General features: G+C 50.4%; 13 protein-coding genes. 8 read left to right on the plus strand and 5 right to left on the minus strand.

All coding sequences use genetic code 11. The features are described 5' to 3' along the window. Positions 1-103 precede the first annotated feature (103 nt). Positions 104-379 carry a hypothetical protein gene (locus tag MJ595_RS01485; protein WP_263080756.1) on the plus strand — a complete coding sequence of 92 codons (276 nt, stop codon included), beginning with the start codon at positions 104-106 and terminating at the stop codon, positions 377-379. A 48-nt stretch (positions 380-427) separates the two neighbouring features. On the opposite strand, the gene thiI is transcribed toward MJ595_RS01485, so the two are convergent. Further along, a complete protein-coding gene (gene thiI / locus MJ595_RS01490) occupies positions 428-1,888 on the minus strand; it encodes a tRNA 4-thiouridine(8) synthase ThiI (RefSeq protein WP_263080757.1) in 1,461 nt (486 codons plus the stop codon). A gap of 428 nt (positions 1,889-2,316) precedes the next feature. On the opposite strand from thiI, the gene glnA reads away from it, so the two are divergent. From glnA to MJ595_RS01525, 7 genes are all read left to right on the plus strand, one after another. Continuing rightward, complete coding sequence (glnA, locus tag MJ595_RS01495) at positions 2,317-3,720, plus strand: glutamate--ammonia ligase (protein ID WP_263080759.1); 1,404 nt, start codon at positions 2,317-2,319, stop codon at positions 3,718-3,720. 188 nt (positions 3,721-3,908) lie between these two features. Continuing rightward, positions 3,909-4,487 (plus strand): DUF4124 domain-containing protein, encoded by a 579-nt coding sequence (locus MJ595_RS01500; protein ID WP_263080760.1) that lies wholly within the window; start codon positions 3,909-3,911, stop codon positions 4,485-4,487. A gap of 201 nt (positions 4,488-4,688) precedes the next feature. Then, a complete protein-coding gene (gene glnL, locus MJ595_RS01505) occupies positions 4,689-5,771 on the plus strand; it encodes a nitrogen regulation protein NR(II) (protein WP_263322437.1) in 1,083 nt (360 codons plus the stop codon). After that, positions 5,768-7,207 (plus strand): nitrogen regulation protein NR(I), encoded by a 1,440-nt coding sequence (gene glnG / locus MJ595_RS01510; protein WP_263080761.1) that lies wholly within the window; start codon positions 5,768-5,770, stop codon positions 7,205-7,207. Before glnL ends, glnG begins: the two co-directional genes overlap by 4 nt. Positions 7,208-7,631: 424 nt before the next feature. Continuing rightward, the gene (locus tag MJ595_RS01515; RefSeq protein ID WP_263080762.1) at positions 7,632-7,826 is read left to right on the plus strand and encodes a hypothetical protein; all 195 of its coding nucleotides are present in this window, start codon (positions 7,632-7,634) and stop codon (positions 7,824-7,826) included. Between the two features lie 131 nt (positions 7,827-7,957). Next, positions 7,958-8,494 (plus strand): hypothetical protein, encoded by a 537-nt coding sequence (locus MJ595_RS01520; RefSeq protein ID WP_263080763.1) that lies wholly within the window; start codon positions 7,958-7,960, stop codon positions 8,492-8,494. A 288-nt stretch (positions 8,495-8,782) separates the two neighbouring features. Next, the gene (locus MJ595_RS01525) at positions 8,783-9,499 is read left to right on the plus strand and encodes a fimbria/pilus periplasmic chaperone (protein ID WP_263080764.1); all 717 of its coding nucleotides are present in this window, start codon (positions 8,783-8,785) and stop codon (positions 9,497-9,499) included. A 39-nt stretch (positions 9,500-9,538) separates the two neighbouring features. On the opposite strand, the gene MJ595_RS01530 is transcribed toward MJ595_RS01525, so the two are convergent. The 4 genes from MJ595_RS01530 to MJ595_RS01545 form a co-directional block, all read right to left on the minus strand. Continuing rightward, positions 9,539-9,889, minus strand: a complete 351-nt coding sequence (locus MJ595_RS01530; RefSeq protein WP_263080765.1) for a hypothetical protein — start codon at positions 9,887-9,889, stop codon at positions 9,539-9,541. Between the two features lie 109 nt (positions 9,890-9,998). Further along, complete coding sequence (locus tag MJ595_RS01535) at positions 9,999-11,159, minus strand: hypothetical protein (RefSeq protein WP_263080766.1); 1,161 nt, start codon at positions 11,157-11,159, stop codon at positions 9,999-10,001. Next, on the minus strand, positions 11,160-13,682 hold the full coding sequence (locus tag MJ595_RS01540; protein ID WP_263080767.1) for a TcfC E-set like domain-containing protein: 2,523 nt from the start codon (positions 13,680-13,682) through the stop codon (positions 11,160-11,162). It lies immediately after the preceding gene. A gap of 353 nt (positions 13,683-14,035) precedes the next feature. Further along, on the minus strand, positions 14,036-14,599 hold the full coding sequence (locus tag MJ595_RS01545; protein WP_263080768.1) for a hypothetical protein: 564 nt from the start codon (positions 14,597-14,599) through the stop codon (positions 14,036-14,038). Positions 14,600-14,736 lie beyond the last annotated feature (137 nt).

The raw sequence follows: 14,736 nt of genomic DNA on the forward strand, positions 1-14,736 counted from the left end.
CATGTTAGCTAACCTGACACGCCTGTTATTCATTTTTTCCTGAAAAAATAACATGCTGACTCCTTGCTAAAGTTTTAGAAACAATGAAACATAGGAGAATATCATGAAATTACATACACTCAGCTCTATAGCTACCCCTACAGAAGCCCCTGAAAAAGAAAGAAAAACAGAGGCCTCCGGCAACCACAAAGCACTGGGGGAAATAAAAAATCTTAAAAAAGACGAGATATCACCATTTTTCAAGCTGTACGGCGACCAATTGGTTGCAGTGAATGACAATAGCATCTACGGCCAACTAAACAGGGTTCTGGAACAATATAAGATAGCCAAAGAAGAAGGCAGAACACTGTTTAAAATGCCCCAAACAGAGCAAGCCTAAATAAAAAGACCTCCGGCAAAGCCGGAGGTCTTTTTTACACGCTGTCGCTTATTTTCCTTCAGGCTGGTAAACCCCCACATTCTCATGGCCTTCATCCCGCAGATGCATGGCATGGAGCTGGCTCATCACCCCTTTTTCACAATAGAGCAAGTAATGCTTCTGCTTGTCTAACTCAGGGAACCGGGTTCGCAGCTGGTAGAAAGGAATATGCATAACTTCCCGACCAGGAACCTGGAAAGGCTTGATTTCCTCTTCATCAGGATGGCGAATATCCACAATGACATGATCATGCTGAAGTGTGTCAACCACCTCAACTTCTTCACGGGTAAGGTCATCCGCAATAATATCATTGACGGAAACCACACGACGGGTTTTTACTGCCTCATCCAGAACCGTGAAGTCAAAGTTGGCCTCTTCCCTGACAATGCGTTCCTTGCGGGCACAGGTGGTAGGATTCTTGGAGATAACAGCACAGTACTCCGGAATATTCCTGGCAAACTCTTCAGTGCCAATTCTCGCGGCAGTATCAATGATATCCTGCTTATCCATGGTAATCAGGGGTCTGAGCACCAGAGCATCGGTGGCAGAATCAATCACGGCAAGATTGGTTAGGGTCTGGCTTGAGACCTGGGCCACCGCCTCACCCGTCACCAATGCAGACAGATCCATTTCTTCCGCTACTTTAGTGGCGGCGCGAAGCATCATTCGCTTCAGGATAACGCCCATCTGGGAGTTATCCACCTTCTCCAGAATTTCCCGCACCACCTCTTCAAAAGGCACTGTGATAAACCGGACATGGTGGGAGGAGCCAAAACGGTTCCAGAGATAATAGGCCACCTCTTTAACCGCCAGCTCATGGGCATGCCCACCCAGATTAAAGAAACAGAAATGGGTTCTGATTCCCCTTTTCATGGTGAGGAAGCTGGAAACTGTGGAGTCAAAACCACCAGAAATCAGTGACAGAACGGGTTCTTGCGTTCCCAGAGGATAGCCTCCCAGCCCTTCCCCCCGTTTCTGCACCAGGAAGTATCGATCCCGTTTGATTTCAAGGCGAACGGTTACCTGTGGATCAGAAAGACTGACACCCGCCGCTTCTGTTTGCTGGTTCAGGCCTCCACCCACATAACGCTCAACATCAACAGAGCGAAACTCATGCTTGCCAGAACGCTGACAACGAACACAGAAGGTTTTTCCTGCCAGTTCCTCCTTATGGGCCTCAACCGCCTTGGCCAGCATGTCATCCATATCCGTTAACGGGTAATCCGCCACCTGGAGCCAGTAGCAGATACCCGGAATATAGCTGAGCAAGTCCCCTACCCTGGCCACCAGCACTGAATCATCACTGCTGGTAGTGACCTCGATGTAATCCCAAACACCGGTTACTTCAATATTTTCATCCGCAGACTTAAGCACCTTACGGATATTTTTCCGTAACTGCTTGATAAAACGTTTGCGTACCGGAGCACTTTTAATGGTGATTTCCGGAAAGAGCTTGACAATAAACTTCATGGATCTGGCTTGCCCTGCAATCCGTTAGCGACAACAATAATGCCACTAACTGTGCACTCAGGAATGTTTCAGAAAGAAAAGATAACAGCAAATTATACAGAAAGGCGTTAAACTGGACACCGCCGGATTTTATCACTTTTCCAGGACTTTATATTGGCTAAGCACATGATAAAACCTCAACAGCCCCTAGCACCATGATAGTGCTCTACCAGACCGGATCGCACTAGCAACATGCACAGCCTTGCCCAAACAGGGTTTTGCTCTAGAAAAAAACAGCCATAATTTGGCACGGTGTTTGCTCAATACAGATCAGAAAACTTTATGATACCTGCACCAGGGGGCGAGCGCTCCGTTTCAATGGGCCGAACTCGTTCCCATTGAAACAGAGTACCAATCCTGCTGCGATTTTATCCCCGGAGGAATAATAAATGTCTAAGACCATCAACCTGATCAAGGAACATGAAGTCAAATGGGTTGACATGCGATTCACGGACACCAAGGGCAAGGAGCAGCATGTATCCATCCCTACAAGTGAAGTCGATAACGAATTCTTCGAAATAGGCAAAATGTTTGACGGTTCCTCCATTGCTGGCTGGAAGGGTATCAATGATTCTGACATGATTCTGATGCCCGATGACAGCACCGCCGTTATCGATCCCTTTACCGATGAATCCACCCTGAACCTGCGCTGCGATATTATCGAACCTGCTACGATGCAGGGTTATGAGCGCGACCCCCGCTCGGTTGCCAAGCGTGCCGAAGAGTATCTGAAATCCACGGGCATTGCTGATACCGCCTTTTTTGGACCGGAGCCTGAATTCTTTGTTTTTGATGATGTCAAATGGAAAATCGATATCTCCGGCGCTTCCTATGAAGTGAACTCCGAAGAGGCCGCCTGGTCTTCATCTTCCAAGTTTGAAGGGGGCAATATTGGCCACCGTCCACGGGTGAAGGGCGGTTACTTCCCTGTACCTCCGGTGGACTCCCTCCATGACCTGCGCGGCGCCATGTGTCAGGCCATGGAAGCCCAGGGTCTTGAAGTAGAAGTGCATCACCACGAAGTGGGAACTGCCGGCCAGTGTGAGATCGGCGTTAAGTTTAACACCCTGGTGAAAAAGGCCGACGAAGTACAGATTCTGAAATACGCCGTACACAATGTGGCTCATGCCTATGGCAAGACCGCTACCTTTATGCCCAAGCCCCTGGTCGGTGACAACGGCAGCGGTATGCATGTACATATGTCTCTCAGCAAGAATGGTGAAAACCTGTTTGCCGGTGATGGCTATGCCGGACTCAGCGAAACCGCACTTTATTACATTGGCGGTGTTATCAAGCATGCCAAGGCCATTAATGCCTTTGCCAATGCCTCTACCAACTCCTATAAGCGATTGATTCCCGGCTTTGAGGCCCCTGTGATGCTGGCTTACTCCGCCCGCAACCGTTCGGCCTCTATCCGTATCCCTTACGTGAACAGCCCCAAGGCCCGCCGGGTTGAAGTCCGTTTCCCTGATCCAACAGCCAACCCTTATCTGGCATTTGCAGCAATGCTAATGGCAGGTCTGGACGGCATTAAAAACAAAATTCACCCCGGCGATGCGGCCGACAAAGACCTCTATGACCTGCCGCCAGAAGAAGCTGCCGAAATCCCCACTGTTGCAGAAAGCTTTGAAGAGGCACTGGCCGCACTGGATCAGGATCGTGAATTCCTCACCGCGGGCGGTGTATTCACTGACGACATGATTGATGGTTATCTGGAACTGAAGAAAGATGAATGCCTGGCTATCAGCCAAACCACCCATCCTGTTGAGTTTGACCTGTATTACAGCGTATAGTCCTGCCTGTCCTTTTCCCTCGGTTCCCAGCGTCCCGAGGGTGTCACGAAAATCTGAATTTTCTCCGCCATCATCCTGTACAATCCCTGTACAGGATGACAACATTGATTCAATATCAGGATTTCCCGACCCCCTCAGGCACCCAGGAACCAGCCTGTTTTCAAACCAATAATAAAAACATACAGGACGTGATGACTAAACAAGCGCTCCATATACCCTTCATTCTTTTATTATCAGGGTTATTACTCTCATCAAATGCCCGGCCCATCATTTATAAAAGCACCGATAAAGAGGGCAACGTCACCTTTTCAGATACCCAAACAGGCCGCAACAAAGGTGAAGTGGTGGAGTTAAAGCCATTCACCCCCACTAAAATTGTTGTGCCAGAGCCTCTCCCGGCAACAAAACCGGACGAAAAAAAACCGGGTTATCAACAACTGACCATTGCAGCCCCTGAAAACCATTCAACCCACCGGGCAAATGGAAATATCACTGTAGAAGTGGAACATGATCCCGAGAGCCTCCACCCTGGACACCGCCTGGCCTTATTTATTAATGGCGTGAAGGTACAAGAGTCAAAAAGCAGCAATCGATTCAAGCTAACCAACTTATCCAGAGGTGAGCATTATATTGAAGCAAAAATTCTAAATGCCTCCGACAAACTCCTTAAGAGTGCTGCCTGCACTATTTATGTGTTCAGGCCCACAATCCGCAATAACCCACCGGCCAAAGAGCGTCCTAAACCCATTCCGGTGCCCCAAACCTGAGCGGCCTGGAGCCACCAGGCATCAGCCTCGCTCCTGGACTCCTTAACCCAATGCTCAAGTACACGTTCATTTGAACCGTCCCTGCCTAAAACGCACCAGCCTGGTGCATTTCCATGCTTTTCACGTTAATATCGCTGGTATAGTTTTTGCTCGCTGTTAAAAATCAAACCCTTTATTGCCCCTACAGGATAATCACCTGTGATTGAGTCCTATTTACTGGAGAGCATGAGTACCGCCATCATTGCTCTGGATAAAACGCTATGTTTCCAGTACCTGAATTCTTCTGCGGAAACACTACTGGAGCAAAGCAGTAGTCGCACCCGGGGTATGCCCGTTACCAGTCTCATCCACCAACAGGAACTCCACAATGATTTAGCCAGGGCCCTTACCCAGAAACAACGCTTTATCAGAAGGGAAACTCCCTTAGAGATTAACGGCAAAATAATGACGGTGGATTACTCTGTTATTCCGCTTGAAAACCCTGAAACCCGTATCCTGCTTGAAATTAACACCCTGGACAGGCTTCGCAGAATTACCCGGGAAGAGTCCCAGCATAATAAGCAAGAGGTGTCCCGTATCCTGGCAAGGGGACTCGCCCATGAAATAAAAAATCCCCTGGGAGGCATCCGGGGTGCTGCACAATTGCTGGCACGTATGCTGAAGGAACCGTCCTTACTGGACTACACCGAGGTCATTATTCAGGAGGCAGACCGGCTCAGGGATCTGGTTGACCGTATGCTGGGACCGCTGACGCCACCCAAGATCGCTGCGGTTAATATCCACGAGATTCTGGAGCGTGTCACTCAACTGATCACCGCGGAAACGGAAGGTGCCCTGCATATAGTCCGGGATTATGATCCCAGTATTCCGGATATTCCTGCGGATAAAGAACTACTGATCCAGGCATTCCTGAATCTCGCCCGTAATGCCATGCAGGCCATTGCCCAAAGCATGGCCATAAGCGACGGCCAGATCATAATCAGAAGCCGAGTCACACGACAGTTTACTATGAACAGTGAGCGCAGAAGGTTGGTATGCCATATTGCCATTATCGATAACGGGCCCGGCATACCGGATTACCTTAAAGAAAGTATCTTCTATCCAATGATCAGCGGCCGTCCCGAAGGCACCGGGCTGGGTTTACCCATGGCACAGTCAATAATCAGCCAGCACCAGGGCCTGATTGAATGTGAAAGCCAACCCGGAAGAACCAGCTTTGACATTTATCTCCCCCTCACTCAACCCTATAACCAGGCCATTACCAAAAAAAGGAGCTTTTCATGAGTACTGTATGGATTATTGATGACGATCGGGCCATTCGCTGGGTTCTGGAAAAGGCACTGGCAACAGAACACCTCGAAACCCGGTCATTTGATTCCGGTGATGCGGCCTTAATGGCACTGGAACAGGCAATTCCTGAAAACAACTTACCGGAAGCCATTATCAGTGATGTCCGTATGCCGGGTATCAATGGCCTGGATCTATTGAAAAAAATACACCACAAGCTTCCAGATCTGCCTGTTATTATCATGACGGCCCATTCCGATCTGGATAGTGCAGTCTCCTCCTATCAAAGCGGTGCCTTTGAATATTTACCAAAACCCTTTGATATCGACGATGCTACCATGCTGGTGAAACGGGGCATTGAACATAGCCGCCAGCAACGCAAATCAGCACCGGCAGCACAGTTGGCGCCTGCCACAGAAATCATTGGAGAGGCCCCGGCAATGCAGGAAGTGTTCAGGGCCATTGGCCGCTTGTCCCATTCCAACATTACAGTGCTGATTAATGGTGAGTCTGGCACTGGCAAAGAACTGGTGGCCCGGGCGCTGCACCGTCACAGTCCCCGCTCGGGGGAAACCTTTATCGCCCTGAATATGGCAGCGATCCCGAAAGACCTGATTGAATCAGAGCTATTCGGTCATGAGAAAGGCGCCTTTACCGGAGCCGGTGGTATGAGGCGAGGACGATTTGAGCAGACCAATGGCGGCACCCTCTTTCTCGATGAAATTGGCGATATGCCCGCTGAAACCCAAACCCGCCTGTTACGGGTTCTGGCGGATGGCGAGTTTTATCGGGTTGGGGGACACACCCCGGTGAAGGCAGATGTCCGGATTATCGCGGCCACGCACCAAAATCTGGAACAACTGGTGGCAAAGGGTCAATTTCGGGAAGACCTCTTTCACCGTTTAAATGTTATCAGGATTCACCTGCCCCGGTTAAAGGAGCGACAGGAAGATATTGTCCGGCTGGCCCACTTCTTTCTTGAGCAGGCCGGAAAGGAACTGGAGGTAGAGCCAAAAATTCTAACACTGGAAGCGGAGAGGTTTATCTCCACCCTGGAATGGCCTGGCAATGTCCGGCAACTGGAGAACACCTGTCGATGGCTCACCGTAATGGCCTCAGGGCGGGAAATACTGGTATCCGACCTTCCCCCTGAATTACTGGCCACTACCCATAATCCACTGACCAAGACCTTCCCTAAACAGGACAGTTGGCAAAATAGCTTGCGCCTTTGGGTGGATCAGCAACTGGCCTCAGGGCAGACAGGCATCCTTGGTCAGGCCATACCGGACTTTGAGCGCATCATGATTGAAGCGGCTCTGGCCCATACCGGAGGCAGAAAGCGGGATGCTGCCAGCCTCCTTGGCTGGGGCCGAAACACCCTGACCCGAAAGCTTAAGGAACTCTCCCTGGCCGAAGAAGTGGTTGATGGTTGATAGCGGTTGCTCGTTGCATCTCGCTCCCGGCGGGTATCCCCAATTAGCACCGCACTGGCGACCGGGGGAGACATGCATTCCCAGGCGGGAGCCTGAGAACGAGTCTAAAAGTTATTTTTATTAACCACGGAGACACAAAGACACGAAGATTTATAGTTTAAAGGTATAAAAACTCTGTGCCCCCGTGTCTCCGTGGTTAAAAGAAGAAAACAATCTCGTTTTGTGCAGGCTGCATTCAGTTTCACGACAGCCTTGGGAACCGGGGAGCGAGTCTAACAAATTACACGTTTCTCATTAGGCGCGGTTCAGTTACAAAAACTTTAATTTAATTTTACTTTTTGAAAGCAGGCTGCCATATCCCTGGTCTATCATAAATATAAGTAACCATGCTCTCGGATATAAGGAAATATTGAGGCCAGTCCTGATGAAACTCTCACCTGAAAACACCAACCGCTGCGACCAAAAACTCTGCCAGTGCAGCACCGCCTGTAATATTTTTGCCCTTGTACTTGCCCTGCTGTTTATCAGCGGCTTAGCCCAGGCAACGGATTTTAAAATGGATATTGTCTGCGAGAAAAGTGCAGAAATGGTGGTCTCTGAATCCCCGGTGACTGATTAGCCATCAGGCAAGCATGTGCTTGACCATACATTATCACAGCCCCAAATTTTAACCATCAATCCGCCAATAACAACTAACAATCCATTGCCTATACTTTATGTAGAAACGCTGTAATACATGGAGTAGTAGACATGGATGTTTCCCAAAAACCGACAGGAAAAAGTCGCCCTTTCCTATCCGCCCTGGCACTTAGCGCCATCATTTTGACACCCACCAACCTGCATTCAGCCACCCAGGGTAGCCTTGGCAAAACCTCAAGCGCCACTATGACCATTACCCTTATTATCCCGCCCAAACTGGAAACCCGGGTCGCCGAACAGATACCGGTGACCCAAAGCCCAACCCCCACCCAGGTTTCCGTTAACTCGGCCATTCCCCTTTGTATCAGCAGCAACGGCATGGCCAGCTACACTGTAACAGCCAGGGGGCATGATAACAGCGGCAGTTTCAGGGTAAAAAATGGCAACAGTTGGGAGTCCTACAAAGTCTTGCTCTGGAAAAATCCCTATCAGGCACCGCAACAATTAAACAGCGGCCAGCCCAGTGAAGCATTACAACCCCTGGGCAGAAATGAAAGCTGCGAGAGAGCCTCCCGACTGGCGCTTCATATGAAAAACAAGCTGAAAAACTTCAGGGGTGCCATGAACCTGACAATCAGTGCCGATTAACCCTCCTTTCTTCCTCGTTCCCGGCGCCCCGAGGGTGCCGCGAAAGTCCCTCGTTCCCAGCGTCAAAGACCATGGATGGTCTGAATGCAGACGGGGGTTTCCAATCAGCTCCGCACCTGCCGAAAGGGGAGGTATGCATTCCCAGGCTGGAGCCTGGGAACGAGGAACCGGATTTCCTTCTAGTTAGTAACCTCAATAGGTATTAAAATAAGTCCTAACAAAAACAAGGCGATTGAACGCACCCTCCAAGAAGCCGCCTTAAGAGCTTGACAAAAACAGGGACTATTTATGCTTTCTCGTTTTTCCATACTGACATTCTCAGCTTCACTGTTATTGAGCATCAATGCATCGGCAGCGCTGTCACTGGACAGAATGATCGTCTACTTCGATCCCGATAAGGCACCCCGGCAGGATATTATTGTTTCAAACCCCGACAACGAAACCCTGTACCTGCAAACAGAAGTCTACGAAGTCAAAAACCCCGGCAGTGATGATGAGGATCGGGTTAGAATCACCGATCCCGAAAAGATGAAACTGCTAACCACCCCCAACAAGGCCATTATTCCAGCCAACAGCCGCAAAACCGTACGACTGGTGAGTCTTGAAAAGCCTACAAAAAACGAACTGGTTTATCGGGTGACCTTCAAGCCGGTGGTGGGCGACCTGGAAGCCAGCCAGACCGCCATCAAACTGCTAATTGCCTACCAGACCCTGATATTTATCCGCCCGGATAACCCAAAATATAATGTTTCTGCCAAACAGCAGGGTAACCAGCTGGTCTTTACCAACTCCGGCAATATCAATGCGGTTATGAGAAATGGTCAGTACTGCACCACCCAAAAAGACGACAGTTGTAAATCTATATCCGACACCACCCGTATCTATGCTGGACAAAGCTGGAGCCTGGCTATTCCATCAGGGGCCGTACGGGTAAAATATGGATTATTTGACGGGGCTTTTGAAAAGACTCAGGAGTTTGCGGTGAAGCAAGTATCCAATTCTTGAGCTTACTCTCGTTCCCGGGAGTACGGGAACGAGTCCGGATCATTCCAGCCTAAGGGCTTGCCTGAGCATAGCCTTAATCTCTGCTACATCGGACTCAAGGTGATCTATACCACTCTCCAGACGATCCATTCGCCTCTTCATATCTGCTATATCACTTTGCATATTGACCATATCTTTTTGCATCACCTCAAGCTTACACTCCAGCCGCAGGGTTCGCTCATCCACCCGCTTGATATATTCGTGATCCTCACGAACCAGGTGCAGCAACCCCCTCTGCAAGTCATTCCAGACTTTTTCCCGAACCTCATCCCGATGCAGCATATTCTTTTTAATCACATCAACCTCAGCTTCCAACTTATACAGCCGTTGTTCTGTATTAAGGTCAGTCATTACCTGCTCCGCTGAATACTGGTGATTTGACCAAGTACAGCAGGAGTATAGTTCAGGCTGATGGACTGCAAGGTCAATTTTTATGCTGTCTCCTCCCCCCTCGTTCCCATCAAGTTGCACCTACCATAACAGTCACCGTATCGGTATAAATACCCGGCGTTGGCACATCCTCTTTTTTAATCCGAACCCGGATGGCGGCATTGTTCTCGGTATAACTTTTACAATCCACACTTTCATGACCATTGAAGTCTATCTGCTGAAAAGGCCCGGTTTGCGGGGTGGCACTGTCCAGCTCGCCAATACTCTGGGCAAATAGCACCTCATAGCCCACTGAATTGCCGCCATTTTTCAAAATAAACTGCCCGTAATCATTTTGTCCCCACACCCGGGCAACATAATAACGGGGGTCACGGCTGACATGGATACAAAAATCCATCTGGTCTGAATAGTAGGCCTGCCCCGGAAAGTCCCTGGAATCCATTGCCAGGTCCCTCAGGCCACTGACCCGGTATTTGGGCGGGTAATTCAGCTTTATTTTTACCGCTTCCGCACTGTATTTTTCAAAGGGATAAATATTCTCATTCTTTCTGGCCAGAACCTCGCCATTCACATAAAACCGCAGGTAGGGGTCATCGCTCATGGCAATCCGTTTCAGCTCTTCAATATTATTCAGCTTGATGGTATAGGTGGCCTCGATCAGGGCTGAAGACCCATTGCCATGGTCAAAGCCATTACCCTTGTCACTGCCGTGGGTCCAGCCCCCTGCCGGGGTAATGGGTTTATTATGCTTGCCATTGGGTTTAACCCTGGGAGCGGTTCCATTAAAGGCCATCACTCCCTGAAGGCGGGATACATTGAGCTGGTTCGGGTTGTAGACCCCGTCATCAGAGATGGCCAGCCGGTAGTTGGCCTGGGAGCTGCTGGCACAGCTGGCGCCGGTGCAGGCACGGTAGTGGACGGTAAAGGTGTGGGTGATGGTGGTGACGGAGTCATCATAAGTTTCCAGGTCAATAGCACCACCAACAGTGTCAATAAACTCAAATATGGCCCAGGCCCGGGGACCCACTGCCAGCAGCATCAGGGTCAGCAGGCACCGTATCAGCGGTTGCCAGCGCCCCTGACGGGAGTACCTTTCCCTCGTTCCCAGCGTTCCCGCTGGGAACGAGTCTGAAAACTCTGTGCCTCTGTGCCTCCGTGGTAAAAAAAATGTTGCTACAGCCCCGAGAGCCTGGCAACGAGAGAAGAAACCCGTCATAGAAGCCTTCATCACTTACTCCCCCACCGTTACCGCAAGCTGGACAGCTTCCGGCTGATCCGCTATTTCCAGTTCAGGTACTGCACAATCAGACCTGGCCAGATCAATGGTTCCCATTCTCAATACATTACCCTGCCGCTTCTCCGGTATTGGCAACTCACAAACTTTGCCATCCTCCAGCACCACATCAATCATCTTTTTATCAGTACGCAGCTCTAGCTGGAACAAACCATAGTCATCACTGTCTGCGGGGCGCAACCCGCCTTTTATCTGTGCGCCATAGACCGGCTCACCGCCCTGCACCAGACGACCAAACAACAATTGCAGGGCCACGGCATCATAATCCAACGAGACCACATTGCCCGGATATAAAGTCACCTTGCGCTCCCGCTCATCAAAGTCATAAAGCGCCGTGCCCACCGGGCTGATGGTCACCGTATATTGCTCATAGGGATTCAAGGGCACCAGCGATGGACGGCCCACCACGGCATAACCACGACGCTGCCCGTTTACCTTCACATCAAAGACATCCCCATCCTCACCATTGACGTTAACCATCAGGGCGCTATCGGCACTGTGCTCCCCCCCCAGGGCAACATGACTGCCATCAGTCATAAAGCTGCTGCGGAAGCTGGCGGAATAACTGGTGGTGGTATTGCTATTGCCCACCACATGATTCAGGGCCAGGTCGCCCCGGCCCCAGCTGTTGCCCACTTCCAGCCGGGCATCGTAGCGTTCGTCACCGGTGCCTGCCTCGGCACCGAAATCCGCCCGCACCGTGCTATCAAAAATCTCCTTATCTTCCCAGGTGGCGGCCACCCGCATTCGTTCACTGCTGGTATTGCCGGTATCACGCCAGTTACGCTGGGCCTTGGGTGTAGCCCGCCAGCTCCAGTGGTCATCCCGCAGGCGGAAGTTAAAGCTGAGCAGCGCCACCTTATCATCATTGGACTGGCTGTAGCTGGCATCCATATCAATATCCAGATTTTCCAAACGATAGAGGCTGGTACGATAGGCGACAGTATGGGTACGGGTGGCCTCTTCCTCGCCGGTTTTAGTGTCGCTGTAACGGTAGCTGGCGTTGCCGTTATAAAAAGGTGCTGACATTGAGTAACTGCTTTGCCGGAATGATTCACCGAGCAGGGCGGGGTAATCAGTATTTTCAGTGGCTACGGTATAGTCATCATTCCAGAGCTGGCGATAACTGGCATTAAGGGAAACCACATTCCAGGTGGCCCGGCCAATGACGCTGACACCATAGGCACCGCCACTGCCCACCATGACAGAGGGTGAAATTTCATAGCCATAGCCAATATTGAACAGCCCGGCTTCAATCAAGCTGTTTTCTGAATTCACGGCAGCACTGACGGTGGTGGCGATAGTATCAGTCAGACGACGACTGACTCCTGCACGAGCCAGCAGCTGTTTAGTCATTTCCGGCAGGGTTTCTTCATTGGTGCGATCCATCACCTGACCCGCTTCCATAAAGTAGCGCCACTCACCCTCTGGTGGTAAATCAAACTGTTTGGCAAAGAAGCGGTTTTCGGTTCTGATGGGGTTACCCTGTTCATCCAGGATTTTTATCTCCACATCGTAGGCACCGGAGGGAAAGCCGGTGGTATCAAGCTGCTGGCTTCCCGCCTCGAGGAAGTAAGAGGCAATTAAGCGGTTATCCTTGCGAACCTCAACCCTGCCACGGGTGGGCAGGAATAAATCCAACGGTGTTCCGCCAGAAAAACTGGTATCTGCCCGGGTGTTATCAGAACTTCCCAGCCGAACCCCTGTTAAAATCCGGTCTGAGGTAAAGCTCAGGCCAAAGCCTTCGCTTCGCATCAGGCCCGCACGGTAACGTACCCCTTCAAATTCCCGCTGGCCGTAGAGTGAGTCCACGGAGAAGTGTTGTTTTTTTGAATAGTCCCAGCTGGTATAAAGGCTATTTTCCCCCTTGGCAAAAACACTGGTTCCATAAACGGTGTAATCATCGCTGTCCGCTGTGTTGGTGCTGTTATCTCCCTTGGTGCCGGAAAATGCGGCGGCAAAGTTTTGCATAAAGGAGTAATCCGCATCCGAGGGCGGCAGGTATTTGCTTACCTCGGCAGAACGGGTTACCAAAAACCGTGGGTTAACAAATACATCCACCCGAAATCGGCTTTCATCAAAGATGACGCTGGTGATGACCGGTTCCATCAGGCCACAGTCAGCTTGCCCCTGTCGGAAACAGACTTTGTCCCCATTGGTATCCAGTTCCCCGTTAAGCTCCCGGGTAATCAGTAATGGGTCATCAATATCGCTAATAAGCCGGACAATGGCAGCGGGGTTGGAGAGTCGAATGGTTTTGGGGGTGTAGGTGGCGAGCTGGGAGCCAAGATAGCGGTTGCCGTAGTAGATATCCACCAGGGATCGCTGGGGTTTCGACAATTCCTCAAAACCGGGCGGAACCTGTGCCTGCGCTAAAAACAATGGTTGCCCCGCTACTCCCTCCATGCCACCAGGTATCGAAGAACCTGCCCCCTGTGCCTGGGAAACAGTAAGCGGCAAAAGGCTGGCTAATACTAAATGCCTCCCTGTTTTTTTTCTCACTGCATGCTTCCCCCAATTGACCACTTATAGTTTTTATACCCGGCAAACATTCTAGCCCTAGCTCGCTCCCGGTATCCTGGGGGTGTTGCGAAACTTAATGCCTCGTTCCCAGCGTCAAAGACCGTAGATGGTCTGAATGCAGACGGGTGTTACCAGCTAGCACCGCACTTGCGGTCAGGGGAGGTATGCATTCCCAGGCGGGAGCCTGGGAACGAGTTCAAAAATAAATAAGGCAGGAGACAAGGCCCTGTCCCCCGCCTTTACGGTATTTTTATTTTTATCTCGTTCCCGGGCGGGTACTCGGGAAGGCGTTAGTTGACGGCTACTGTCACAGTCACAGTATCGTTATATACACCAGGGTCAGCATTGCCGATATCCGTTCCGTCAGCCCTTACCCATATGGTTGAGTTTGTGGTGCCAGGCACACATTCTGCGTCAGTTAGAACTGTGGTGAAATTATCCGGGTATTGCACCCCGTTAAGCAGCTCTTCTCCATCACCGATACTGGCGACACCTTTTAGATCATCCTCGAAATACACTTGATAACCAATTTTGGTGGTCACTGCACCACCGGCAGACATTTCAAAATTGCCGCTGGAATTAGAGGCGGTGATTCTGTAATCACCTGTTCCTGCCCGACCCACGCAAACATTCTGTGCCCCAAGGTAATCGCCGGAGCCATCCTCAATAAAGCCAGCCAATACCATATCATCAAGGTTATTGATAACAATGTTATCCTGCTTATTTAAACTGACTTCAAAGTCCCCCTGACTAGAGCCTGGTCCCACTGTACCTTGATTCGCAGCCATAGCCCCGGCACTCACCGTACCAACAGCCACAGCCAACGCTAATGAATGTAAACATAATAGTTTCACAGCCGTATCCTCCCTGAAATGGAATTACAATATGTACCCCTACACGCCTTATCGCCACATCCCGCAATCCTTGCAGAAATCACGCAAAGCTTTACTATAACTAATACAGATTTACACCAGTTTGTGCGTAGTATTTC

Source organism: Endozoicomonas sp. Mp262 (genome assembly GCF_025643335.1).
Classification (GTDB): domain Bacteria; phylum Pseudomonadota; class Gammaproteobacteria; order Pseudomonadales; family Endozoicomonadaceae; genus Endonucleibacter.

Excerpts from the sequence above, each read along its gene's own strand:
- MJ595_RS01520 (WP_263080763.1), top strand. The coding sequence starts at position 7,958 with ATGGATGTTTCCCAAAAACCGACAGGAAAAAGTCGCCCTTTCCTATCC.
- MJ595_RS01515 (WP_263080762.1), top strand. The coding sequence starts at position 7,632 with ATGAAACTCTCACCTGAAAACACCAACCGCTGCGACCAAAAACTCTGC.
- thiI (WP_263080757.1), bottom strand. The coding sequence starts at position 1,888 with ATGAAGTTTATTGTCAAGCTCTTTCCGGAAATCACCATTAAAAGTGCT.
- MJ595_RS01525 (WP_263080764.1), top strand. The coding sequence starts at position 8,783 with ATGCTTTCTCGTTTTTCCATACTGACATTCTCAGCTTCACTGTTATTG.
- glnA (WP_263080759.1), top strand. The coding sequence starts at position 2,317 with ATGTCTAAGACCATCAACCTGATCAAGGAACATGAAGTCAAATGGGTT.
- MJ595_RS01530 (WP_263080765.1), bottom strand. The coding sequence starts at position 9,889 with ATGACTGACCTTAATACAGAACAACGGCTGTATAAGTTGGAAGCTGAG.
- glnG (WP_263080761.1), top strand. The coding sequence starts at position 5,768 with ATGAGTACTGTATGGATTATTGATGACGATCGGGCCATTCGCTGGGTT.
- MJ595_RS01485 (WP_263080756.1), top strand. The coding sequence starts at position 104 with ATGAAATTACATACACTCAGCTCTATAGCTACCCCTACAGAAGCCCCT.